The sequence below is a fragment of the Roseateles cavernae genome (genome assembly GCF_040187885.1).
Lineage (GTDB): Bacteria > Pseudomonadota > Gammaproteobacteria > Burkholderiales > Burkholderiaceae_C > Roseateles_E > Roseateles_E cavernae.
This window is the reverse complement of record NZ_JBDPLH010000001.1, coordinates 335,423-358,071: the sequence shown is the minus strand read 5'-3', so window position 1 is coordinate 358,071 and position 22,649 is coordinate 335,423. Positions and strand designations below refer to the sequence as shown.

Below are 22,649 nucleotides of genomic sequence, written 5' to 3'. Positions count from 1 at the left end.
CGATCAGGCGCGCTCGATGCGCGCCACATAGCAGCCATGGCCGGCGTAGTGGGCATGGATGAAGGCCGTGCGGGGCTGGCCCAGCAGGTGGCCGATCAGGCTCTCGGCCATGCGGCCCTCGACGACGCCGGCATCGACGATCAGCCCCTGCGCGTCGAAAGCGCGCAGCGACAGCAGGCTGTAGCGCAGCATCTCGGGCAGCTTGTCCACCGCCTCGAAGGCGGCTTCGGCACCCTCGCGCACAAAGATCGCGTGGCTGGCGCGGTAAGGGCTGTCGACGTCCAGATGCACATGGTTCAGCAGCAGGCAGCTTTCGCCGGGCCGGGCCGGGCGCAGCTCGATGCGGTCGGGCAAGGTCTGGCCGGCCTCGACGCGGCGGCGCACGATATGGCGCTCGGCGAGTTCGGCGTCGCTCAGGCCGAACAGCGGGCGGAAGGGCTCGGGCGACAGGCCGGTGATGCGGTAATGGGTCGTCATGGTGCAGCGGTCCAAGGGTTGAGAAGGTCTGCAGCCTAGGCCCGCCGTGCCGGCCTGGCTGGCCGGAAGCGGACCTGGAATTCGGCGCGCTGGCACGCCACTTGCGTACAACGGCACATCCCAACCGCTTTGTTGACTACCGGCCGCTGCCGGCATCGTGCCCATGTTGTCCTCTCCTTGTTCACCCGAGCCGTACACCGTGAACAGTTCTGCCCTTGCTCTCGAACCCAGCCTGGCGCGCGAGCGCCCCGATCAGCCTGAGGTGCTGGCGCTGATCCATGCGCTGGACACCTTCCAGAGCCAGCTCTACCCGGCCGCCAGCAACCATCTGCTTGATATCGAGGCCTTGCTGGCGCCGGAGGTGCGCTTTCTGGTGGTGCGCGATGCACAGGCACGGGTGCAGGGCTGCGGGGCCATCGTGCTGCGCGAGGACTGCGCCGAGCTCAAGCGCATGATGGTGCGCCCCGAGGCGCGCGGGCAGGGCCTGGGCGGCGCGCTGATTGCGGCGCTGGAGGTGGAGGCCGTGTGTGCGGGCCGGCCCTTGCTGCGGCTGGAGACCGGCGTGCGCCAGCGTCCGGCGATACGGCTCTATGAGCGCATGGGCTATCGGCGCTGCGGCCCTTTCGGCGGCTACCGTGCCGACCCCTTCAGCGTCTATATGGAGAAGCTGCTCGGCGCCTGATCCACAATGCCCCGAAACACTGCGGGAGCATGAATGCAAAGGCCTCGGGTTCTGATCATCGGTTGTGGCTTTGGCGGCCTGGAGGCCGCACGCACGCTGGCCCATGCGCCGGTCGACATCACGCTGATCGATCGCAGCAATCACCATCTGTTCCAGCCCCTGCTCTACCAGGTGGCCACCGCCGGTCTGTCGGCGCCCTCGATCGCGGCGCCGATCCGCCATATGCTGCGGCGCCAGCGCAATGTCACCGTGCTGATGGCCGAGGTGTCAGGTGTTGACAAGGCCGCGCGGCGGGTGGCGCTGGCCGATGGCCAGCGCCTGCCCTACGACCATCTGATCGTCGCCAGCGGCGCCACCCACAGCTATTTCGGCCGCGATGAATGGGCCGCCCACGCGCCGGGGCTGAAGACCCTGGCCGATGCCTTCAAGCTGCGCGCCAAGGTGCTGCTGGCCTTCGAGCAGGCCGAGACCTTGCAGGACGAGGCGCAGCGCCGGCCCTGGCTGAACTTCATCGTGATCGGCGCCGGCCCGACCGGGGTCGAGATGGCCGGCACGCTGGCCGAGATCGCCCGCCACACGCTGAAGAACGAGTTCCGCCGCATCGACCCGGCCAGTGCCCAGGTGTTGCTGGTCGAGGGCTCGGAGCGGGTGCTGCAGGCCTTCAGGCCCGAGCTCTCGGCCAAGGCCCAGGCCCAGCTGGAGGGCCTGGGCGTGCAGGTGCAGACCGGCGCCCGCGTGGTCGGCATCGACGCGGCGGGCATCGAGGTCGAGCAGGGCGGCGAGCGGCGGCGCATCGCGGCGCGCACCGTGGTCTGGGCCGCCGGCGTGGCGGCCTCACCGCTGGGCAAGACCCTGGATGTGCCGCTGGACCGCGCCGGCCGCGTCATCGTCGATGGCGCGCTCAACATCCCCGGCCACCGCGAGATCTTTGTCGTCGGCGACCTGGCCGCCGCGCAAAGCCATGAGAAGGATGGCCGCACGAAGCCGGTGCCCGGCGTCAGCCCGGGCGCCAAGCAGATGGGTCGCCATGCGGCCCGCCAGATCATGGCGGCCATCGCCGGCCGGCAAGACCTGGCCCCGTTCCGCTATCAGGACTACGGCGCGCTGGCCACGATAGGTCGCAAGGCGGCGGTGGCCGATGTCGGGCGCTTCCAGTTCAGCGGCTACTTCGCCTGGCTGTTCTGGCTGTTTGTCCACATCTACTTCCTGATCGGCTTCCGCAACCGCCTGGTCGTGCTGATGGACTGGGCCTGGGCCTATTGGAGCTTCCAGCGCTATGCGCGCGTGGTGGCCGAACCGGCGCCGACCGCAGAGCCCGGCCACTAGCCGCACAGCGGCCGGCCGAACGGGTCCGTTCGGCCTATTGAGATTTTGTTGAGCTTCATAAAGAGCTCCTAGATTGCGTCCCGTTCGACAACCAGAACGGGACCGCCGTCCCACAGGAGTCTTCCCATCATGAAGTCCCAGCAAGATCGCCGCAGCTTTCTGCGCAGCCTCGCCGCCGGCGCCGGTGCCTCGGCCGCCCTGGCCAGTTTCCCGCCCGCCATCCAGCGTGCGCTGGCCATCCCCGCCAACCACCGCAGCGGCACGCTCAACGATGTCGAGCACATCGTGATCCTGACCCAGGAGAACCGCAGCTTCGACCACTACTTCGGCACGCTGGCCGGCGTGCGCGGTTTCAGCGACCCCTTCCCGGTGCCGGTGCTGGACCGCCCGGGCACCTTCACGCGCAAGAGCGTGTTCGTCCAGCCCATCGGCAGTGGCGCGCCGGTGCCGGGCCGTCCGGAGTGGGGCGGTGGCCGCACCGCGATCGCGCCCTTCCACCTGAACACCGAGCAGGACTTCTCGGTGATGCGCGTGGCCGGCACGCCGCACAGCTGGCCCGATTCGCAGGCCGCCTGGGACCTGGGCCGCATGAACAACTGGCCCAAGGCCAAGCAGAACCATTCGATGGGCCACTATGCCCGTGCGGACCTGCCCTTCCAGTTCGCGCTGGCCGAGGCCTTCACGCTGTGCGACCACTACCACTGCGCCACCCAGACCGGCACCAACACCAACCGCCTGTTCCTGTGGACCGGCCACAACGACCCGCTGGCCGTGGCCGGCGGCCCGTCGACCGACAACAGCCGCGACAGCTTCAACACCAATCCCGCCACCGACTACACCTGGATCACCTATGTCGAGCGCCTGCAGGACGCGGGCATCAGCTGGCAGGTCTACCAGAACATGGCGGACAACTTCACCGACAACCCGCTGGCCGGCTTCCGCCCCTTCCGCAACGCCTGGTACCAGCGTCCCGGCTACTCGCAGGTGCTGCGCGAGCGCGGCGTCAGCACGCGCGACCTCGACAAGCTCAAGGCCGACGTGCTGGCCGACAAGCTGCCCCAGGTCAGCTGGATCGTCGCCACCGCCGAAGGCTCGGAGCACCCCGGCCCGTCCAGCCCGGCCTCGGGCGCGGACTACACGGCCCGCGTGCTGGACGCGCTGACGGCCAATCCGGAGGTCTGGAGCAAGACCGTGTTCCTGATCAACTTCGACGAGAACGACGGCTTCTTCGACCATATGCCGCCGCCGTCCGCGCCGTCCTACGAGCTCTATGACGCCGACGCTAGCCGCGCCCGCCTGGCCGGCGCCTCGACGGTGGATACCGTGGGCGAGTACCACCATCACCTGAACGGCTCGAACGCGCTCTATCACCACCGCCCTTACGGCCTGGGCCCGCGCGTGCCGATGTATGTGATCTCGCCCTGGAGCAAGGGCGGCTGGGTCAACTCCCAGGTCTCGGACCACAGCTCGGTGATCCGCTTCATCGAGGCGCGCTTCGGCGTGCAGGAGCCGCTGATCAGCCCCTGGCGCCGCGCGGTCAGCGGCGATCTGCAGAGCTGCTTCGACTTCCGCAATCCGGAGGACCAGCCCTTCATCCATCTGCTGCCCGAGACCGCCGCACTGCGCGCGCGCGCCCGCGCGCTGCCCGCCACCAAGACCCCGGCCACGCCGCAGAGCCTGGTCGCACCGGTGCAGGAGGATGGCGTGCGCCCGGCCCGCGCCCTGCCTTACGAGCTGCAGGTGCAGGCTCGCCAGGACGGCACCAGCCTGCTGCTGCGCTTCGAGAACGAGGGCGAGGCCGGTGCGGTCTTCCATGTCTACGACCGCCTGGCGCTGGGCGCGCTGCCGCGCCGCTACACGGTCGAGGCCGGCAAGCAGCTGGAAGGCCGCTGGACCCCGGCCACCGGCAGCTATGACCTCTGGGTGCTGGGCCCGAATGGCTTCCATCGCCATTTCACCGGCTCGCTGACCGCCGTGGCCAACAAGCCCCGGCCCGAGATCGAGGTCCGCAGCGACCGTGTCTATGGCGAACTGCTGCTGCGCCTGCACAACCGCGGCCCGGTGGCGGCCAGCTTCGAGCTGCGCGCGCTGAAGTACAGCGACGAGCCGGTGCAGCTGCACAAGGTGGCCGCCGGCGCTTCGCTGGAGCTGCGCCTGCCGCTGGCCGAGAGCCGCCACTGGTACGACCTGTCGGTCAAGGTGCGCGAGCTGGCCGGCTTCAGCCGCCGCCTGGCCGGCCATCTCGAGACCGGCGAGGCCTCGATCAGCGACCCGGCCCTGGGTGGCCCGGCCCTGCTCGACCAATACCGCCCCTGAATCCCCTGAACCTCCAACACATCAAGAGTCCATCATGAAAATCAAGAACCTTATCGCGAGCACCCTGCTGGGCCTCGTCGCCGGCCTCAGCCAGGCCGCCGTCTACGACCAGAACCTGATCGTCAATGGCGGTGCCGAACAGGGCACCAGCGGCTGGAACGGCTTCGATGACTTCGACTTCATCCAGTCGGTCAGCTATGGCAACAACTGGGTCAAGCCCAGCGAGCCGGGCCCGGTCGACCGTGGCGCCCAGATGTTCACCGGCCTTGGCGCGCGCGCAGTGGCCTGGCAGTCGCTGGACCTGGAGCAGTTGTCCGGTGCCGGCGACAGCTTCAAGCTCAGCGGCTGGCTCGGTGGCTGGCAGGCCCAGGGCGACAACGCCAAGCTCTTCGTGTCCTTTCTGGACCTGTCCGGCAAGTCGCTGGGCAGCACCGAGATCGGCCCCGTCTACGCGGCCGATCGCGGCAACAAGACCGGCCTGTTCTACCGCGAGGCCAGCGGCCTGCTGCCGACCCAGACCGCCACCGTGCAGTTCTGGCTCACGATGGAGCGCCTGGGCGGCGGCGACAACGACGGCTATGCCGACAATCTGTCCTTTGTGCTGAGCGCCGCGCCAGTGCCCGAGCCCTCGACTTACGGCCTGATGGCCCTGGGTCTGGTGGCCGTGGGTGTGGCGGTGCGTCGCCGCAAGGCCTGAGGGGCCATCAGCCCATCGGCGTGCACAGCTCCACCAGCGAGCCGTCCGGGCAGCGCACATAGGCGACGGTCTGGCCCCAGGGCTTGACCGTCGGTGCCGCCAGGCCGGTGGCGCCGGCGGCCAGGGCGCGCGCGTAGGCCGCTGCCACATCGGTGGTGGTGAAGCCGATCTCCATGCCCAGCGGGCGGGGGCTGGCGTCGGCCGCGACATAGTCGCCGCCGACGCTGTCGCGCGCGGTCGCGTGGTCGACAAAGGCCAGCGCGGTGGCGCCGGTCTCGAGTTCGCCATAGGCGCCGGACTCGTGCAGGAAGCGGCGCTGCAGGCCAAAGGCGCGCTCGTAGAAGTCCAGCGAGGCGGCGACGTCGGCGACATAGACGAGGGTGTAGGCGAAGTTCATGGGGCTTGCTCCTTGCTGTGGATGGGTGGCGACATCTTGCGCCGCCGCTGCTGACAGTCGCTGTCAGCATTGCCCTTATGCTGCGCGCCATGACTTTGCGCCACGGTGTCCCCCGACGCAGCCTGCTGATCGCGGCGGCGGGGACAGGTCTTGCCGGCCTGGCGGCCGGTCTGCAACTGCCGCCGCTGGCCTTCACGAGCCGGCAGCTGGCCAATGGACTGACCGTGCTGGCCTTGCCGGTGGCCAGCACCAGCGTCAGCGTGCAGCTCTGGTACCGGGTCGGCAGCAAGCACGATCCGGCGGGGCGCTCCGGCCTGGCCCATCTGTTCGAGCACCTGATGTTCAAGAGCACGCGGCATATGGCGAACGAGCAGTTCGACCGCATGACCGAGGACGTGGGCGGCAGCAACAATGCCTTCACCGCCGAGGACATGACGGTCTACCACTGCACCGTGCCGTCCAACCATCTGGAACCGGTGCTCTGGGCCGAGGCCGAGCGCATGGCCAATCTGAACCTGGACCAGGCCAATTTCGACAGCGAGCGCGAGGTCGTCAAGGAGGAGTTCCGCCAGCGCGTGCTGGCCGATCCCTATGGCCTGCTGTTCAACGCGATCTCCAGCTACGGCTACCAGCAGCACCCCTACAAGCGCCCGGTGATCGGCAATATCGCCGAGCTCGACGCCGCGACGCTGCGTGATGTGCGCGACTTCCACACGGCCTACTACCGGCCGGACAACGCGCTGCTGATCGTCGCCGGCGAGTTCGATGCCAGCCAGCTGGATCGCTGGGTCGACCACTACTTCGGCAGCATCCGCGCAGCGCTGAGCCCCGTGCCCCAGGCGGCCAGCGCCGAGCCGCGCCGAGCGCGCGACGAGTTTCATCATCTGACGGCCCGTGCGCCGCTGCCGGCGGCCCTGGTGATCTGGCAGGGGCCCAAGGCAGCCAGCGAGCTGGCTCCGGCGCTGCAAGTGGCCCAGGCCCTGCTGGCCCAGGGGGATTCGGCGCGGCTGAGCGAGGCCCTGGTGTACCGGCAGCGGGTCGCACAAAGTGTGGGCTTCGATGCGCTGCTGAATGCCGATGCCGGCCTCCTGGCCGCCTATGCGGTCTCGACCGGCGCCTTGAGCGGCGAGCTGCTGCTCAAGCAGCTGGTGGCCGAGGTCGAGCGCCTCGCCCATGAGCCGGTGCTGCCCGCGGAGTTGGCCAAGGCCAAGGCGCAGTTGCTCAACAAGCTGCTGCTCGAGCGCGAGACGCCCGAGGGCCGTGCGCTGGCCCTGGGCTATGCCTTGCTGCTGCGCGGCGATGCGAGCCTGGCCGAGCGCGAGCTGGCGCAGCTGCAGGCGGTCGGCGTGGCCGATGTGCAGCGGGCGCTGCGTCGCCATGTCTTGCAGGCCGCCAAGGTCTCGGTGCTGTACGGAGACAAGCGATGAGGCGCCGCCACCTGCTGGCCGGCCTGCTGGCGGCGGCGCCGTCAGCGCTGTGGGCGCAGCGCTTCGACCAGATGCCTGCACCGGGTCGGGCGCGGCCTTTGCCCCAGCCCCGGCTGCAGGAGCTGCGCCTGGACAACGGCCTGCGTCTGGTGCTGGCGCAGCGGCGCGGCATGCCGCTGGTGACGGTCGAGCTGCTGCTGGGCCAGGCCGGCAGCCTGCTGGACCCGCCGGGCAAGACCGGGCTGTCGCAGCTGGGCCTGCTGATGCTCAGCAAGGGCGCGCGGCGCGAGGGCCAGGCGGTCGATGCGGCCGACATCGCCTTCGCCGCCGAAAGCCTGGGCGCCAGCCTCGAGATCGGTGACGGCAGCGCCTCGGGGAGCCTGGGGCTGACCCTGGCGACACCGCAGCTGGACGAGGGGCTGGCCCTGCTGGCCGATCTCCTACAGCGGGCCACGCTGCCGCCGGCCGAGATCGAACGGGCCCGCGCCGAGCTGATTGCCAGCTTCCGGCTCAGCCTGTCCGACCCGGCCCTGCTGGCCCAGCTGCTGGGCCAGCGCCTGTTCTGGGGCGACAGCCCGGCCGGCCAGATCGCGACGCCGGCCAGCCTGGCACGGCTGCGTCGCGAGGATCTGCTGGCCTTTCAGCGCCAGCAGCTGCGGCCGGAATCCACCACACTGATACTGGCCGGCGACCTCGATTGGGGCCAGGCGCGTGCGCTGGCCGAGTCGCACTTCGGCGATTGGCGCAGCCTGCGCCCGGCCGGCCCGGCGCTGCAGCCGCTGCGCGCTCAGCCGCTGCCGGTGCGGACCGTGCTGCTGGATCTGAGCGGGGCCGGCCAGAGCGCGGTGCAGCTGCTGGCGCCTTATCCCGGTAGCGAGGATGCGGCCGGCCAGCGCATCGGCATGCTGGCCAATGCGGTGCTGGGCCAGGGCTACTCGGCGCGCTTGAGCCATGAGGTGCGCATCAAGCGCGGCCTCAGCTACGGCGCGGTCAGCCAGGTCGAGAGCCTGCCCGGCGCCGGCACGCTGAGCGCCTATACCCAGACCCAGCACGGCCGGGCCGCCGAGGTGGCCCGGCTGATGGCCGCCGAGCTGGTTCGCCTGGGCCGAGAGCCGGTCGGCGAGGCCGAGCTGGCGACGCGCCGCGCCAGCCTGATCGGCGCCTATGCGCGCCAGCTCGAGACCACCGCCGGTCTGGCCGGCCTGGTGTCCGAGCATCTGCAGCAGGGCCGCGAGCTGGCCACGCTGGCCCAGCTGCCGCAGCAACTGGCAGCGCTGCGGGCCGAGCCGCTGCGCGAGTTCGCGGCGCGCTACTGGCGCGCCGACAGCCTGCGCACCGTGGTCGTCAGCGATCTGAAGGAGGCCGGCGCCGAGCTGCGCCAGCTCGACCCGGGCGCCTGGGTGATCCCGTTCGAGCAGCTCGATCTGGGCAATCCGTCACTGCGGCGACCGGCCGGGCGCTGAGGCCCCCCAATGACAGCGGCTAGAATAGCTGCTGTCATTGGGGAGTAGCCGCTGTAGCCACCATCCCGCTGCAGGCCCGCGTCAACACACTTGGTTCGTGAGAACCATGGCGCGGGCAGTGCCCACACCTGGCAAGACCTTTGACCATGCACCCTCGGTAACGGCCGGAGGCGGCATGGTCAATGCTGCACTTGCAGGCCGTGGAGTGTTCTCGCAATGGAAGCCTTTCTCGTCTCGACCGGCATCGTGGCCCTCGCCGAAATCGGGGACAAGACCCAGCTCTTGGCCTTTTTGCTGGCCGCGCGCTTTCGAAAGCCGCTGCCGATCTGCCTGGGCATCCTGATCGCCACGGCCGTCAACCATGCCGGCGCCGGTGCGCTGGGCGCCTGGATCACCACCCAGCTGAGCCCGCAGATGCTGCGCTGGGGCCTGGGCCTGGGCTTTCTGGCGATGGCCATCTGGACCCTGATCCCCGACAAGATCGACGAAGAGGAGGAGGGCGGCAAGGGCCTGAAACTCGGCGTGCTGGGCACCACCATCGTGGCCTTCTTCCTGGCCGAGATGGGCGACAAGACCCAGATCGCCACCGTCGCGCTGGCCGCGCAGTTCCAGGCCTTTGTGGCCGTGGTCGCGGGCACGACGCTGGGCATGATGATCGCCAATGTGCCGGCCGTGCTGCTGGGCGACCGCATCGCCGGCCGCATCCCGGTGCGCCTGGTGCATGGCATCGCGGCGCTGATCTTCGCGGTGATCGGGGTGGCGACGCTGTCGGGGGCGGGGGCCCGCTTCGGTCTGTGAGGCCTTAATGCAACCTTAAGAGATTGGCAAGTGCTATTGGTCTGGCCCGGGTGCCTGTCGATGCGGGGTCGCAACGTCAAGGGTTTCCCTCAGCGATGGTGCGGTCTGCGAGGCGAAAAATCCGCAGCGCGAACTTCACACCCACCCGAGGCCGGGCCTACCCGTCCGGCTGTCGGGCTTTGAACCAAAACCCCTTGTTCATTTCTTTGGAGAGGTCCCCATGCTGAAACCCTCAAGGCTTTGCAAAGCCCTGGCGCTTGCCTTTGGCGGCGCTGCGCTGATTTATGTGCCGCAGGCCCAGGCCCAGCAGCAGTCGCTGGACCGCGTCACTGTCACGGGCTCGTCGATCAAGCGCCTGGAATCGGAAACCGCGCTGCCGGTGACGGTGATCTCGCGCGAGCAGATCGAGAAGAGCGGTGCCAGCAATGTCGAAGACATCCTGCGCCGCGTCTCGGCCAGCTCGGCCATGCTGTCGGACGGCACCCAGGGCGTGGGCTATGCCACCAGCAACGCGAATATGCGCGGCCTGGGCGCCAACTCGACGCTGATCCTGCTGAACGGTCGCCGCCTGGCCGGCCATCCCTTCGGCTCGATCGGCGGCTCGGCGGCGGTGGACCTGAACAGCATTCCCTTTGCCGCGATCGAGCGCATCGAGGTTCTGCGCGACGGCGCCTCGGCCGTCTATGGCACCGATGCGGTCGGCGGTGTGATCAACTTCATCACCCGCAAGGACTACAGCAAGGGCGAGCTGACCCTGCGCTACGGCGCGCCGGAGAAGAGCATTGGCGGCAGCGAGAAGACCGCGTCGCTGGCTTTTGGCATGGGCGATCTGGGCAAGGATGGCTACAACGTCCTGCTGACCGCCAACTTCAAGGACCAGGAGCGCGTCAAGGCCATCGACCAGGGCCTCTATCTGCGCCATGTCACTGAGGTGCCGGGCTCTCGGCCGCCGACCTCCTTCCGTGGATTCCCGGGCGCCATCTTCATCAACGACGGCGACCAGCTGGTCACCCCGGGTCAGTACACCGGCGCCGGTGCCGCGTTCTCGGCCTGCGACCCGGCCAACACCGTGGTCTCGAACACCGGCCCGACGCCGAGCGGCAATACCGCCCGCTACTGCCGCGCCATCTACGCGGCGATGCTGGACAACCTGCCGGATAGCGAGAAGACCGATGTCTACGGGCGCGGCACCTTCGCGCTGGGTGGCGGGCACCAGCTGTTCGTCGAGGGCTCGATCGCCCGCAACGCCACCGTCGGCCGCGTCGCGCCGACGCCGCTAGATTCCGGCGCGGCCAAGGTCAATCCGGACGGCACCTACCCGCCCTTCGCTATGCCCGTCACCAGCCGCTATTTCCCGACGGCGCTGCTGACCGGCCTCGGCTACACCGCGGCCGACTGGGATCCTGACGGCAACGGCTTCGCCGAGATCGTGACCCGCTCGCTGGACATGGGCAACCGCATCAGCGACAACACCAACTCGCAGTACCGCTTTGTCGTCGGTGCCAACGGCCAGTTCGGCGGCTGGGACTACGACATGGGCCTGAACCTGTCGCAGGCGCGCGGCAAGCTGGTCTATGACGGCTACCTGCTGCAGGCACCGTATCTGGCGGCCCTGGCCAGCGGCAATATCAACCCCTTTGGTCCCAACGATGCCGCCGGTCTGGCGCTGCTGAACGGGGCCTCGCTGCGCGGCGAGGTGCGCCGCTCCAAGGGCACGACCTTCGCCTATGACGCCAAGATCAGCCGCGAGCTCGGCCAGATGGGCGGCGGCGCAATGGCGCTGGCGCTGGGCGTGGATCTGCGCAAGGAGAAAGCCGAGGACCGCCCGACCAATGCCAACTACTCGGCCGGCCTGCATGTGGGCGGCGAGGGCTCGGTGCCCACCACGGTGGCCAGCCGCAATATCTATGCGGTGTTCGGCGAGCTGGCACTGCCCTTCAGCAAGGAGCTGGAGGCGACGCTGGCGGCCCGCTATGACCGCTACAGCGATTTCGGCAGCAGCTTCAACCCGATGGCACGCCTGCGCTACCAGCCCAGCAAGCAGCTGCTGCTGCGCGGCAGCGTGGGCACCGGCTTCCGCGCGCCGACGCTGTGGGACGTCAACAGCCCGGTGGCCAACACCAACACGGCCGACGCACAGCAGGACTGGGACTGCCCGGTGGGCCAGGAGAACAACCCGCGCTGCCTGACCCAGTTCAATGTGCAGCTGTCCAGCGACCCGAATCTCAAGCCCGAGAAGAGCCGGCAGTTCAGCTTCGGCGCGGTCTTCGAACCCTCGCGCGATTTCACCATCGCGCTGGACTACTGGAATATCGAGAAGCGTGACACGATCGGTGTGATCACTGGCGACACGCTGATGGGCGACGAGGCGCTGTACCGCAAGTACATCAACCGCGTGAGGCGCTCGCCGGACGGCCTGCTGTCCTATATCGAGACGCCGGTCGAGAATCTGGGCAAGCTCAAGACCTCGGGCATCGATCTCGATATGCGTGGCGGCTTCAGCTACGACGGCGGCACCCGGGTCGGCCTCAGCTACAGCGGCACTTATGTGCTGAAGTACAAGACGCAGAGCGGCAAGGATGAGCCCATGATCGACTATGTCGGCCAGGCCACCGGTGGCATTGCGCCGGTGCCGGCCTGGCAGCACACCTTCGGCGCCGACTGGAGCCGTGGCGACCTGAGCGTGTCGCTCGAGCATGTGTTCACCAATGGCTGGACCGAGTCCGCCGATCAGGTGACGGTCAACCTGGGCATTCCCGGCGTGCTGGATCTGCCGGCCTACAAGGTCAAGGACACCTCGCGCTGGAACCTGGCCGTGACCTACAAGGGCTTCAAGAACCTGACCCTGCGTGTCGGTGCGCGCAATCTGCTGGATGACGCGGCGCCGTTCACCGCCTCATCGAGCTATGGCTCGCATGCGGCCGGCTTTGCCGGATCCTTCGCCGACCCGCGCGGACGCTTCTGGTACGGCACGGCCACCTACCAGTTCAAGTAAGCACTGCGCTCACCCCAGCAACCCGCCACGGCTCGCCCTGGCGGGTTTTTGCTTCTCAGGATTGCCCGCTGCGGTGCGCGCGGGCTATAAGCGCGGCAGGCCCCAAGACCTGCGGAGACAAGCGCCATGCAAGAAGCACCCTTCTTCCCCATCATCTATGTCCGCGGTTACGCGATGACCGAGGGCGAGCGCGACGAGACGGCGACCGATCCCTTCTGCGGCTTCAATCTCGGCTCCACCGTCTACCGCGCCAGCACCGACAAGCGCGACCCGCCGAAGAAGTTTGTCTTCGAGTCGCCGCTGCTGCGGCTGGCGGCGGAGTTCGGCTATGGCGATGTCTACGAGAACGGCCTGGGCATCACCGACCCCGACTGGCAGCCGCGCGCCGGCCACACCGGCCTGCCGGCACGCTCGGTCATCATCTACCGCTACTACGACAGCGGCTCCAGCCTGTTCGGCGACGGCAAGCCGCGCGATATCGAGGACTACTCGCGCGGCCTGTCCGAGCTGATCCTGCGGGTGCGCGAGCTGGTGGTGGCGCAGGAGGGCATCGCGGCCCAGGACTTCCGCTGCTATCTGGTCGCGCACTCGATGGGCGGCCTGGTGGTGCGCGGCTTCATCCAGAACCCGGCGCTGGGCAGCGACGAGGCGCGCCATGCGGTCGACAAGATCTTCACCTATGCGACCCCGCACAACGGCATCCAGCTGGCCGGCCTGAAGGTGCCTGGCTGGCTGTCCTTCAACGACATCAACAACTTCAATCACGAGCGCATGGCCGGCTACCTGAATATGCAGGCGGTCTACAAAAAGCACCAGCGGGTCGACTTCCTGCCGCAGGAGGCGTTTCCGATCGAGCGCGTCTTCTGCATGGTGGGCACCAACCGCAATGATTACGAGGCCGGCATGGGCATCTCGCGCGCCTTTGCCGGCAATGGCAGCGACGGCCTGGTCAAGGTCGAGAATGCCTCGGTCTGGGGCGTCGACAAGCAGCTCAACGTCACCAAGACCTGCGCCACCGCCTATTGCTACCGCGCCCACTCGGGCTACTACGGCATCGTCAACAGCGAGGAGGCCTACCAGAACCTGTCGCGCTTTCTGTTCGGCGATGTGCGGGTCGACATCTGGATGCAGGTGGACGAAGTGCGGCTGCCGCAGAAGATCGAGGCCGAGGCCGATGTGCAGGCGCTCTACCAGTTCGAGCTGATGGCGCGGCCACGCGGCAAGCGCTGGTTCCTGAGCCGCCGGACCACCGAGGAGGACTCGCCCGCCTGCCGCACCCACCAGCAGCTGAGCCAGCAACAGGCCAGCGGCGGCCATATGGTCTATCTGTCCAGCGTCTTCCTGGCCAACCGCGCCAAGATCAGCAGCCATGACCGCACGCTGGCCTATGCGATGGACGTCGGCGTGCGCGTGCCCGATTACCAGGTCAACAAGCGCTTCTGGCCCGACCAGCATTTCGAGGGCAGCCACCTGTTTCGCGACAGCCTGCTGATCTCGCTGGAGCCGCCGATCAGCGCGGGCGGCGACTGGCGCATCCTGCACAGCTGGGAGAGCCAGCGCATCGGCGTGGCGACCCAGGCCCTGACCTATGAGGCGGTCAAGGGCGGCGGCATCCGCATCGAGGTGGAACTGCCGGCCGGCAGCAACAAGCCCGGCATCTCGGGCAAGGTGCTGCTGATCGTGTCGGCGTGGAATACCTGAGGCTAGGGCTGTCCCTCAGCTCGCGCAGGCCTGTCGGACCGCCCGTTCCCAGTTCGCCATCAGCTCGGCCGCGCGCTCGCGCGGCATCGTGGGCAGGAATCGGCGCTCGGCCTGCCAGTTGCCGCTCAGCGCATCCAGGTTGCTGTACAGGCCCGAGGACAGGCCGGCCAGATAGGCCGCGCCCAGCGCCGTGGTTTCGATGACCTTGGGCCGCACCACCGGGATGCCCAGCAGATCGGCCTGGAACTGCATCAAGAGATTGTTGACGCAAGCGCCGCCATCGACGCGCAGCTCCGAGACCGGCGCGCCGCCGGCGGCCACCGCATCGCGGCTCATCGCCAGCAGCAGGGCTGCGCTCTGGAAGGCGATGCTCTCCAGCGCCGCGCGGGCGATATGGGCCACCGTCGAGCCGCGTGTCAGCCCGACGATGGCGCCGCGCGCCTCGGCGTTCCAGTAGGGCGCACCCAGGCCGGTGAAGGCCGGCACGAACATCACGCCGCCGGCATCGGGCACGCTCTCGGCCAGGCCCTGCACCTCGCCGCTGCCCTTGATCGCCTGCAGCCCGTCGCGCAGCCACTGCACGACCGCGCCGCCGATGAAGACGCTGCCTTCCAGCGCGAACTCCGGCGTCGTGCTCGCCTGCGCGGCGCTGGTGGTGATCAGGCCGTTGCCCGAGGTCTGGAACTGTGCGCCGGTGTGCATCAGCATGAAGCAGCCGGTGCCATAGGTGTTCTTGGCCATGCCGGCCTTGAAGCAGGCCTGACCGAACAGCGCGCTCTGCTGGTCGCCGGCGATGCCGCCGATCATGATCTCGGCGCCCAGATGGGCGGTGCTGACGCGGCCGAACTCGAAGGCCGAGGGGTGGACCTCGGGCAGCACCGCGCGCGGGATGTCGAGCAGGGCCAGCAGCTCATCGTCCCACTCGTTCTTGTGCACATTGAACAGCATGGTGCGGGCCGCATTGCTGACATCGGTCGCATGGACGCGGCCGTCGGTCAGCTGCCAGACCAGCCAGCTGTCTATCGTGCCGAAGGCCAGCTCGCCACGCGCGGCCTGTTCGCGCGCGCCGGCCACGTTGTCGAGGATCCATTTCAGCTTGGTGCCGGAGAAATAGGCATCGATCACCAGGCCGGTCTTGCGCTGCACCGTGGGGGTCAGGCCTTGCTCGCGCAGCGCGGCGCAGGTCGGCTCGGCGCGGCGGTCCTGCCAGACGATGGCGTGATAGATCGGCTGCCCGGTCTTGCGGTTCCAGACCACGGTGGTCTCGCGCTGGTTGGTGATGCCCAGGGCCTTGATGTCGGCGGCTTTCAGGCCCGCCTTGGCCAACACCTCGCGGGCGGTGGCCAGCTGGCTGTGCCAGATCTCCTGCGCGTCGTGTTCGACCCAGCCGGGCTGCGGATAGATCTGGCGGAACTCGCGCTGCGCCATCGCGACGATATGGCCCTCGGCGTCGAAGACGATGGAGCGGGAGCTGGAGGTGCCCTGGTCCAGGGCGAGCAGATAGGTCATGGCTTGGTTGTCCCGTCGTTCAGTCGGCCAGCACCAGTTCGACGCCGGCGTCGGCCAGCAGCGTGGGGTAGGGCTCGGGCGGCGACTCGTCGGTGAAGAGTAAATCGATCTGCGGCAGCCGCGCCACCTCGGCCATCGCCGGGCGGTTGAACTTGCTGTGGTCGGCGGCCAGCCAGACCTCGCGCGAATGCTCGATGATGGTCCGCGCCACCATCACCTCGCGGTAGTCGAAGTCGCGCAGCGAGCCGTCGCTCTCGATGCCCGAGATGCCGATCAGGCCGATGTCGACCTTGAACTGGCGGATGAAGTCCACCGCCGCCTCGCCGACCACGCCGCGGTCGCGCTGGCGCACCGTGCCCCCCACCATCACCAGCTCGCAGTCGGGGTTGTCGCTGAGGATGGTGGCGACATTCAGATTGTTCGTGATCACCCGCAGGCCCTTGTGGTGCAGCAGCTCGCGCGCCACCGCCTCGGTGGTGGTGCCCAGGTTCAGGATCAGCGAGCAGCCGGCCGGGATGCGCGCCGCGATCGCGCGCGCGATGCGCGCCTTGCCGTCGGCCTGCAAGGCCTGGCGCTGGCGGTAGGCGATGTTCTCGGTGGTCGAGGCCGGTACCCGCACGCCGCCGTGGAAACGCGCCACCAGGCCGGCTTCGGCCATGCGCTGCACATCGCGGCGCACGGTCTGCAAGGTCACGCCGAATTTCTCGGCCAGGGCCTCGACGCTGACCGAGCCGCGTGCGCGCACTTCCTGCAGCAAATCGTTCTGGCGGGGATTCGGAATCATGGGATGGCGAGCGCGTTGATGCACTTTTTTGGGGTGTGGGCGAGCCTAAAGCGAACTAAAACGAACCGTCACAGGGGTTTTCCCTCAGATGAAACGCACCAAAACGAGCTAAAAAGAAAAAAGAAGAACAAAATAGCGAACTCATTGATCCCGCTTTTGTTCGCCAGGAGACCCGCTTTGACCGCCAATCCATCGACCGCCCCGAGTGCCATGCCGCAGGCCGCGCCGGACCGCTACGACGTGCTCGTCGTCGGCGGCGGCATCAATGGTGCCGGCATTGCCCGCGACCTGGCCGGGCGCGGCTGGCAGGTGCTGCTGGCCGAGCGCGACGACTTCGCGGCCCACACCTCGTCCTCGTCGACCAAGCTGATCCACGGTGGCCTGCGCTATCTGGAGTACTACGAGTTCTCGCTGGTGCGCAAGGCGCTGCAGGAGCGCGAGGTGCTGCTGAAGAGCGCCCCCCACATCATGTGGCCGCTGCGCTTCGTGATGCCGCATGACGCGGCGATGCGGCCGGCCTGGATGATACGCATCGGCCTGTTCCTCTACGACCACCTGGCGCGCCGCGAGGTGCTGCCGGGCTCCACCGGGGTGAACCTGCGGACCTCGCCGGCCGGCAAGCCGCTGAAGCCGAGCTATACCCGTGGCTTTGTCTACTCCGACGGCTGGGTCGACGACGCCCGCCTGGTGCTGCTGAATGCGCTCGATGCGCGCGAGAAGGGCGCCGAGCTGCTGACGCGCAGCATGGTCACGGCGGTGCAACGCGATGCGGAGGGCTGGACCGCGACCATTGCCACGCCGGCCGGCGAGCGCACCGTGCGCGCCCGGGCCTTGGTCAATGCCGCCGGCCCCTGGGCCGAGAGCTTTCTGCGCGGCATTGCACGGCCGGCGCGTGGCGAGGCACTGGCGACCAAGAGCCTGCGCCTGGTCAAGGGCAGCCACATCATCGTCAAGCGCTGCTTCGAGCACGACCACGCCTACATCTTCCAGAACCCCGACAAGCGCATCATCTTCGCGATCCCCTACGAGGGCGACTACACGCTGATCGGCACCACCGATGTCGAACTGCCTCCGGATGCCTTGGCAGGCGCTACACCCGAAACACGCAAGGCCAGGATCGACGAGAACGAGATCGCCTATCTGTGCGAGCAGGCCAGCCGCTACTTCGCCAAGCCGGTCACCCGCGAGGATGTGGTCTGGAGCTATGCCGGCGTGCGCCCGCTGCTGGACGACGCCTCGGGCGATCCCTCGGCCGTCACACGCGACTACCTGCTGGAGACCAATACCCAGGGTGCGCCGCTGCTCTCCGTCTGGGGCGGCAAGATCACCACCTTCCGCAAGCTGGCCGAGGATGCGGCCGATATGGTCGGCGGCATGCTCGGTCAAGGTCCGGAATCCGGGCGCAAGCCCTGGACCGAGCGCGCCCATCTGCCGGGCGGCGATCTGTCATCCTGGATCGGGGCGGCGCAGCGACCCGACACCGATTTCGAGCGCCTGGTGGCGGCCGTGCAAAAGCGCCATGCCTATCTGCCGCCGACGCTGGCGCGCCGCCTGAGCCGGGCCTATGGCGCGCGCATCTCGCGCGTGCTGGGCGGCGCGGCCAGCCTGGCCGAGCTGGGGCAAGAGGTGGCCCCGGGGCTGTTCGACATCGAGCTGCGTTATCTGCAGCGCGAGGAATGGGCCTGCAGCGCCGACGACGTGCTGTGGCGCCGTTCCAAGCTGGGCCTGCATTACACCGAAGCCCAGCGCGCCGCCGTGGCCGCCTGGTTCGAGACCAATACCGTTGGGAAAGACTGAACGATGCAACTCGATATGCAGGGCATCAGCCACCGGGTCGGTGCGGCGACGCACCTCTACCCGCTGGACCTGAAGCTGCAAACCGGCGCGGTCACCGTGCTGCTGGGCGCGACCCAGGCCGGCAAGACCACCTTGATGCGCTTGATGGCGGGCCTGGACCGGCCCACTGTCGGCCGGGTGATGGCCGACGGCGTCGACGTGACCGGCGTCGCGGTGCGTGAGCGCAATGTCGCCATGGTCTATCAGCAGTTCATCAACTACCCGTCGATGACGGTGCGCGACAACATCGCGTCGCCGCTGAAGTTGCGCGGCGGCTTGAACCGCGATGCCATCAACAAGCAGGTTGACCAGCTGGCCGAGCGCCTGCATATCGAGATGCATCTGGACAAGCTGCCGGCCCAGCTCAGCGGTGGCCAGCAGCAGCGCGTGGCGCTGGCCCGCGCGCTGGCCAAGAACGCCCCGCTGATGCTGCTCGATGAGCCCCTGGTCAATCTGGACTACAAGCTGCGCGAGGAGCTGCGCGAGGAACTGAGCCAGCTCTTCGCCGTCGGCGGCTCCACCGTGGTCTACGCCACCACCGAGCCGGCCGAGGCCTTGCTGCTGGGCGGCTACACGGCCGTGATGGACGCCGGCGAACTGCTGCAGTACGGGCCGACGGCCGAGGTCTTCCACCGCCCGGCCTCGCTGCGCGTGGCCCGTGCCTTCAGCGACCCGCCGATGAATCTGCTGCCGGCCACCGGCCAAGGGGCGCGGATCGATCTGATGCCAGGCCTGGCCCTGGAGCTGGCGGCCGAAATGCCGATTTCAGGCCCGGTGACGGTGGGCGTGCGCGCCAGCGCGCTGCGCGTGCAGACCCGGCCGGGCGATATCGCGATCCAGGGCAGCGTCGAGCTGGCCGAGATCTCGGGCTCCGACACCTTTGTCCATGTGCACAGCGAGCTCGGGTCCCTGGTGGCCCAGCTGACCGGCGTGCATTACTTCGACCTGGGCGCGCCGATCACGCTGTACCTGCAGGCCGCGCAGGCCTATGTCTTCGGTGCCGACGGTGCGCTGATGCTGGCTCCCGACAGAAAGGCTGGCCACTGATGGCACGCATCGACCTCGACCTGGCTCACGCCTACAAACCCAACCCTCAGCAGGACAGCGACTACGCGCTGCTGCCGCTGAAGATGAGTTTCGATGATGGCGGCGCCTATGCCTTGCTGGGGCCCTCGGGCTGCGGCAAGACCACCATGCTCAACATCATCTCCGGCCTGGTCCAGCCTTCGCATGGCACGGTGACCTTCGACGGCCGCGATGTCACCCGGCTGTCACCGCAGGCGCGCAATATCGCCCAGGTGTTCCAGTTCCCGGTGATCTACGACACGATGACGGTGGCCGAGAACCTGGCCTTCCCGCTGAAGAATCGCGGCGTTGCGCCCGAAAAGATCAAGGCCCGGGTCGGCAAGATCGCCGAGATGCTGGAGATGAGCGGGCAGCTGAACCAGCGCGCCGCCGGCCTGACGGCCGACGCCAAGCAGAAGATCTCGCTGGGCCGCGGCCTGGTGCGCGAGGACGTCTCGGCGGTGCTGTTCGACGAGCCGCTGACCGTGATCGACCCGCATCTGAAATGGCAGCTGCGCCGCAAGCTCAAGCAGATCCACCACGAGCTGAAGCTGACCCTGATCTATGTGACCCACGACCAGGTCGAGGCGCTGACCTTTGCCGACCAGATCGTCGTGATGACGCGCGGCCGCGCGGTCCAGGTCGGCAGCGCCGATGCGCTGTTCGAGAAGCCCCAGCATATGTTCGTCGGCAACTTCATCGGCTCGCCGGGCATGAACTTCCTGCCGGGCCGTTTCAAGGCCGGCGTGCTGCAGATCGCCGGGCAAGACCTGGCCCTGGACTTCGGTGTGCTCTACCAGCAGCTTGAGCGTGCCGGCGAGTTCACGCTGGGCGTGCGGCCCGAGTATGTGGAGCTGGTCGGCGCAGGCGCGGCCGGCGCGCTGCGCGCGACGGTGGCCAAGGTGCAGGATATCGGCACCTACTGGCTGATCAGCGCCCGCATCGGCCATGGTGCGGGTGAGGTCGACGTCAAGCTGCGCCTGAACGCGCAGGACCGCCCGCCCGCCGCCGGCGACGCGGTCTGGCTGCAGGTGCTGGGCACGCACAGCTGTTTCTACGGCCGCGATGAGCAGTTGCTCAACGGTCATCACTCCAAGCAAGAGGCTCATCAATGAAGCCCATCAATCAAAAAGCCTGGTTCCTGGTCCTGCCGGTGTTCCTTTGCGTGGCCTTCTCGGCCATCCTGCCGCTGATGACCGTGGTCAACTACTCGGTGCAGGACATCATCTCGCCCGAGCGCCGTGTCTTTGTCGGTACCGAGTGGTTCGCCGCGATGATGCGCGACGAGGAACTGCATGCCGCGCTGTGGCGCCAGCTCGGCTTCTCGCTGGCGGTGCTGGCGGTCGAGATTCCGCTGGGCATCGCGCTGGCGCTGTCCATGCCGGCGCAGGGCTGGAAGTCCTCGGCCGTGCTGGTGATGGTGGCGCTGTCGCTGCTGATTCCCTGGAATGTGGTCGGCACGATCTGGCAGATCTATGGCCGCGCCGACATTGGCCTGATGGGCGCCGCGCTGCAGTGGCTGGGCATCGACTACAACTACACCGGCAACGCCACCGACGCCTGGCTGACCGTGCTGCTGATGGACGTCTGGCACTGGACGCCGCTGGTGGCCCTGCTGGCCTTCGCCGGCCTGCGATCGATCCCCGATGCCTACTACCAGGCCGCGCGCATCGACGGCGCGAGCAAGTTCGCGGTGTTCCGCTACATCCAGCTGCCCAAGATGCGCGGCGTGCTGATGATCGCGGTGCTGCTGCGCTTCATGGACAGCTTCATGATCTACACCGAGCCTTTCGTGCTGACCGGCGGCGGCCCCGGCAATGCGACCACCTTCCTGAGCCAGTACCTGACGACCAAGGCGGTCGGCCAGTTCGACCTCGGCCCGGCCGCCGCCTTCTCGCTGATCTATTTCCTGATCATCCTGCTGCTGTGCTTCATCCTCTACAACTGGATGCAGGCCCTCGGCCAAGCTGAAAAAACGGAGGCCGCCCATGGATGAGCGCCGCTTTAAGAAGAGATCCCTCTTCCTGATCGCCTACCTGCTGTTCGCTCTGCTGCCCATCTACTGGATGGTCAATATGAGCTTCAAGACGAATGAGGAAATCCTCTCGAGCTTCAGCTTCTTCCCGGACAACTTCACCTGGGCCAACTACGTCACGATCTTCACCGATCCCTCCTGGTACTCGGGCTATATCAACAGCCTGATCTATGTGGGCATCAACACGGTGATCTCGATCAGCGTGGCGCTGCCGGCCGCCTATGCCTTCAGCCGCTACTCGTTCCTGGGCGACAAGCATGTGTTCTTCTGGCTGCTGACCAACCGGATGACGCCGCCGGCGGTGTTCCTCTTGCCCTTCTTCCAGCTCTACACGACGATGGGCATGATGGACACGCACATCGCGGTGGCGCTGGCGCATCTGCTGTTCAATGTGCCGCTGGCGGTGTGGATTCTGGAGGGCTTCATGAGCGGCATCCCGCGCGAGATCGACGAGACCGCCTATATCGACGGCTACAGCTTCCCGCGCTTCTTCGTGACCATCTTCCTGCCGCTGATCAAGGCCGGCGTCGGTGTGGCGGCCTTCTTCTGCTTCATGTTCTCGTGGGTGGAGCTGCTGCTGGCCCGCACCCTGACCAGCGTCAACGCCAAGCCCATCGTCGCGACCATGACCCGCACCGTCAGCGCCTCCGGCATGGACTGGGCCACCTTGGCCGCCGCCGGCGTGCTGACCATCGTGCCGGGCGCCATCGTGATCTGGTTTGTCCGCCACTACATCGCGAAGGGTTTCGCGATGGGCCGAGTTTGAGGAGCCGCTGATGTTTGAATGGATGTACTGGACCACGCCGGTGGCGGTGTTCTTCGTCTGCATCGTGCTGATGCTGGCCGGCATGACGGTGTGGGAGCTCAAGTCGCCCACCGTGATGCGCAAGGGCTTTCTGCCGCTGAAGACCACGCGCGGCGACCGGCTCTTCATCGGCCTGCTGACGGCCGCCTATATCAACCTGGCCTTCGTCGGCCTGTCCGGCCGCATGGCCGAGTGGTGGGCGCTGGAGAGCGATCCCAGCATCTGGATCAGCTTCGTGATCTCGATGGCGGTGCTGGCCCTGATCATGCGCAAAGGCTAGACGATATTCATGGATTCGGCCCCCTCCTCCCCCGGGGCCGCATCACGCTGTTCGGG

19 protein-coding genes and 1 riboswitch are annotated in these 22,649 nt (G+C 67.9%); of the genes, 15 read left to right on the top strand and 4 right to left on the bottom strand.

The window, feature by feature from the left end:
- Positions 1–3: 3 nt before the first annotated feature.
- Positions 4–477 (bottom strand): DUF1203 domain-containing protein, encoded by a 474-nt coding sequence (locus ABGI63_RS01710; RefSeq protein WP_349740733.1) that lies wholly within the window; start codon positions 475–477, stop codon positions 4–6.
- A 199-nt stretch (positions 478–676) separates the two neighbouring features.
- On the opposite strand from ABGI63_RS01710, the gene ABGI63_RS01705 reads away from it, so the two are divergent.
- From ABGI63_RS01705 to ABGI63_RS01690, 4 genes are all read left to right on the top strand, one after another.
- On the top strand, positions 677–1,159 hold the full coding sequence (locus ABGI63_RS01705; RefSeq protein WP_262971897.1) for a GNAT family N-acetyltransferase: 483 nt from the start codon (positions 677–679) through the stop codon (positions 1,157–1,159).
- 33 nt (positions 1,160–1,192) lie between these two features.
- Positions 1,193–2,485, top strand: coding sequence for an NAD(P)/FAD-dependent oxidoreductase (locus ABGI63_RS01700; protein ID WP_349740732.1), 1,293 nt, complete (start codon positions 1,193–1,195; stop codon positions 2,483–2,485).
- A 129-nt stretch (positions 2,486–2,614) separates the two neighbouring features.
- Entirely contained in the window at positions 2,615–4,801 is a 2,187-nt protein-coding gene (locus tag ABGI63_RS01695) for a phosphocholine-specific phospholipase C (RefSeq protein ID WP_349740731.1), read from the top strand.
- Between the two features lie 34 nt (positions 4,802–4,835).
- The gene (locus tag ABGI63_RS01690; protein ID WP_349740730.1) at positions 4,836–5,498 is read left to right on the top strand and encodes a PEP-CTERM sorting domain-containing protein; all 663 of its coding nucleotides are present in this window, start codon (positions 4,836–4,838) and stop codon (positions 5,496–5,498) included.
- Positions 5,499–5,505: 7 nt separating this feature from the next.
- Here the strand turns inward: ABGI63_RS01690 and ABGI63_RS01685 are convergent, their stop codons facing one another.
- Entirely contained in the window at positions 5,506–5,895 is a 390-nt protein-coding gene (locus ABGI63_RS01685) for a VOC family protein (RefSeq protein WP_349740729.1), read from the bottom strand.
- An 89-nt stretch (positions 5,896–5,984) separates the two neighbouring features.
- On the opposite strand from ABGI63_RS01685, the gene ABGI63_RS01680 reads away from it, so the two are divergent.
- The 5 genes from ABGI63_RS01680 to ABGI63_RS01660 all read left to right on the top strand — a co-directional run bounded on the left by ABGI63_RS01680 (position 5,985) and on the right by ABGI63_RS01660 (position 14,279).
- Complete coding sequence (locus tag ABGI63_RS01680; protein ID WP_349740728.1) at positions 5,985–7,322, top strand: M16 family metallopeptidase; 1,338 nt, start codon at positions 5,985–5,987, stop codon at positions 7,320–7,322.
- Entirely contained in the window at positions 7,319–8,785 is a 1,467-nt protein-coding gene (locus tag ABGI63_RS01675) for a M16 family metallopeptidase (RefSeq protein WP_349740727.1), read from the top strand. Before ABGI63_RS01680 ends, ABGI63_RS01675 begins: the two co-directional genes overlap by 4 nt.
- A gap of 27 nt (positions 8,786–8,812) precedes the next feature.
- A riboswitch (yybP-ykoY riboswitch) is annotated at positions 8,813–8,989 on the top strand.
- A 12-nt stretch (positions 8,990–9,001) separates the two neighbouring features.
- A complete protein-coding gene (locus ABGI63_RS01670; RefSeq protein WP_349740726.1) occupies positions 9,002–9,583 on the top strand; it encodes a TMEM165/GDT1 family protein in 582 nt (193 codons plus the stop codon).
- 220 nt (positions 9,584–9,803) lie between these two features.
- Entirely contained in the window at positions 9,804–12,578 is a 2,775-nt protein-coding gene (locus ABGI63_RS01665) for a TonB-dependent receptor plug domain-containing protein (RefSeq protein WP_349740725.1), read from the top strand.
- A 126-nt stretch (positions 12,579–12,704) separates the two neighbouring features.
- The gene (locus ABGI63_RS01660) at positions 12,705–14,279 is read left to right on the top strand and encodes an esterase/lipase family protein (protein WP_349740724.1); all 1,575 of its coding nucleotides are present in this window, start codon (positions 12,705–12,707) and stop codon (positions 14,277–14,279) included.
- Between the two features lie 15 nt (positions 14,280–14,294).
- Here the strand turns inward: ABGI63_RS01660 and glpK are convergent, their stop codons facing one another.
- Both glpK and ABGI63_RS01650 read right to left on the bottom strand, forming a co-directional pair.
- Positions 14,295–15,788: a glycerol kinase GlpK gene (gene glpK / locus ABGI63_RS01655; protein ID WP_349740723.1), complete on the bottom strand. Its 1,494-nt coding sequence runs from the start codon at positions 15,786–15,788 to the stop codon at positions 14,295–14,297.
- A 19-nt stretch (positions 15,789–15,807) separates the two neighbouring features.
- Entirely contained in the window at positions 15,808–16,572 is a 765-nt protein-coding gene (locus ABGI63_RS01650) for a DeoR/GlpR family DNA-binding transcription regulator (protein WP_137943878.1), read from the bottom strand.
- A 210-nt stretch (positions 16,573–16,782) separates the two neighbouring features.
- On the opposite strand from ABGI63_RS01650, the gene glpD reads away from it, so the two are divergent.
- The 6 genes from glpD to ABGI63_RS01620 are packed head-to-tail and all read left to right on the top strand — an operon-like array spanning position 16,783 to position 22,593.
- On the top strand, positions 16,783–18,369 hold the full coding sequence (gene glpD, locus ABGI63_RS01645) for a glycerol-3-phosphate dehydrogenase (protein ID WP_349741691.1): 1,587 nt from the start codon (positions 16,783–16,785) through the stop codon (positions 18,367–18,369).
- A gap of 3 nt (positions 18,370–18,372) precedes the next feature.
- Positions 18,373–19,455, top strand: coding sequence for an ABC transporter ATP-binding protein (locus tag ABGI63_RS01640; RefSeq protein ID WP_349740722.1), 1,083 nt, complete (start codon positions 18,373–18,375; stop codon positions 19,453–19,455).
- Positions 19,455–20,588, top strand: a complete 1,134-nt coding sequence (locus ABGI63_RS01635; protein WP_349740721.1) for an ABC transporter ATP-binding protein — start codon at positions 19,455–19,457, stop codon at positions 20,586–20,588. Before ABGI63_RS01640 ends, ABGI63_RS01635 begins: the two co-directional genes overlap by 1 nt.
- Positions 20,585–21,469, top strand: a complete 885-nt coding sequence (locus ABGI63_RS01630) for a carbohydrate ABC transporter permease (protein ID WP_137943881.1) — start codon at positions 20,585–20,587, stop codon at positions 21,467–21,469. Before ABGI63_RS01635 ends, ABGI63_RS01630 begins: the two co-directional genes overlap by 4 nt.
- Positions 21,462–22,274 carry a carbohydrate ABC transporter permease gene (locus tag ABGI63_RS01625; protein ID WP_137943882.1) on the top strand — a complete coding sequence of 271 codons (813 nt, stop codon included), beginning with the start codon at positions 21,462–21,464 and terminating at the stop codon, positions 22,272–22,274. The genes ABGI63_RS01630 and ABGI63_RS01625 overlap by 8 nt, the downstream gene beginning before the upstream one ends.
- 10 nt (positions 22,275–22,284) lie before the next feature.
- Entirely contained in the window at positions 22,285–22,593 is a 309-nt protein-coding gene (locus ABGI63_RS01620; protein WP_349740720.1) for a DUF2160 domain-containing protein, read from the top strand.
- Positions 22,594–22,649: the final 56 nt, after the last annotated feature.

Coding starts and splice junctions, on each gene's coding strand:
- ABGI63_RS01710 (WP_349740733.1), bottom strand. CDS start 477: ATGACGACCCATTACCGCATCACCGGCCTGTCGCCCGAGCCCTTCCGC.
- ABGI63_RS01700 (WP_349740732.1), top strand. CDS start 1,193: ATGCAAAGGCCTCGGGTTCTGATCATCGGTTGTGGCTTTGGCGGCCTG.
- ABGI63_RS01695 (WP_349740731.1), top strand. CDS start 2,615: ATGAAGTCCCAGCAAGATCGCCGCAGCTTTCTGCGCAGCCTCGCCGCC.
- ABGI63_RS01690 (WP_349740730.1), top strand. CDS start 4,836: ATGAAAATCAAGAACCTTATCGCGAGCACCCTGCTGGGCCTCGTCGCC.
- ABGI63_RS01685 (WP_349740729.1), bottom strand. CDS start 5,895: ATGAACTTCGCCTACACCCTCGTCTATGTCGCCGACGTCGCCGCCTCG.
- ABGI63_RS01680 (WP_349740728.1), top strand. CDS start 5,985: ATGACTTTGCGCCACGGTGTCCCCCGACGCAGCCTGCTGATCGCGGCG.
- ABGI63_RS01675 (WP_349740727.1), top strand. CDS start 7,319: ATGAGGCGCCGCCACCTGCTGGCCGGCCTGCTGGCGGCGGCGCCGTCA.
- ABGI63_RS01670 (WP_349740726.1), top strand. CDS start 9,002: ATGGAAGCCTTTCTCGTCTCGACCGGCATCGTGGCCCTCGCCGAAATC.
- ABGI63_RS01665 (WP_349740725.1), top strand. CDS start 9,804: ATGCTGAAACCCTCAAGGCTTTGCAAAGCCCTGGCGCTTGCCTTTGGC.
- ABGI63_RS01660 (WP_349740724.1), top strand. CDS start 12,705: ATGCAAGAAGCACCCTTCTTCCCCATCATCTATGTCCGCGGTTACGCG.
- glpK (WP_349740723.1), bottom strand. CDS start 15,788: ATGACCTATCTGCTCGCCCTGGACCAGGGCACCTCCAGCTCCCGCTCC.
- ABGI63_RS01650 (WP_137943878.1), bottom strand. CDS start 16,572: ATGATTCCGAATCCCCGCCAGAACGATTTGCTGCAGGAAGTGCGCGCA.
- glpD (WP_349741691.1), top strand. CDS start 16,783: ATGCCGCAGGCCGCGCCGGACCGCTACGACGTGCTCGTCGTCGGCGGC.
- ABGI63_RS01640 (WP_349740722.1), top strand. CDS start 18,373: ATGCAACTCGATATGCAGGGCATCAGCCACCGGGTCGGTGCGGCGACG.
- ABGI63_RS01635 (WP_349740721.1), top strand. CDS start 19,455: ATGGCACGCATCGACCTCGACCTGGCTCACGCCTACAAACCCAACCCT.
- ABGI63_RS01630 (WP_137943881.1), top strand. CDS start 20,585: ATGAAGCCCATCAATCAAAAAGCCTGGTTCCTGGTCCTGCCGGTGTTC.
- ABGI63_RS01625 (WP_137943882.1), top strand. CDS start 21,462: ATGGATGAGCGCCGCTTTAAGAAGAGATCCCTCTTCCTGATCGCCTAC.
- ABGI63_RS01620 (WP_349740720.1), top strand. CDS start 22,285: ATGTTTGAATGGATGTACTGGACCACGCCGGTGGCGGTGTTCTTCGTC.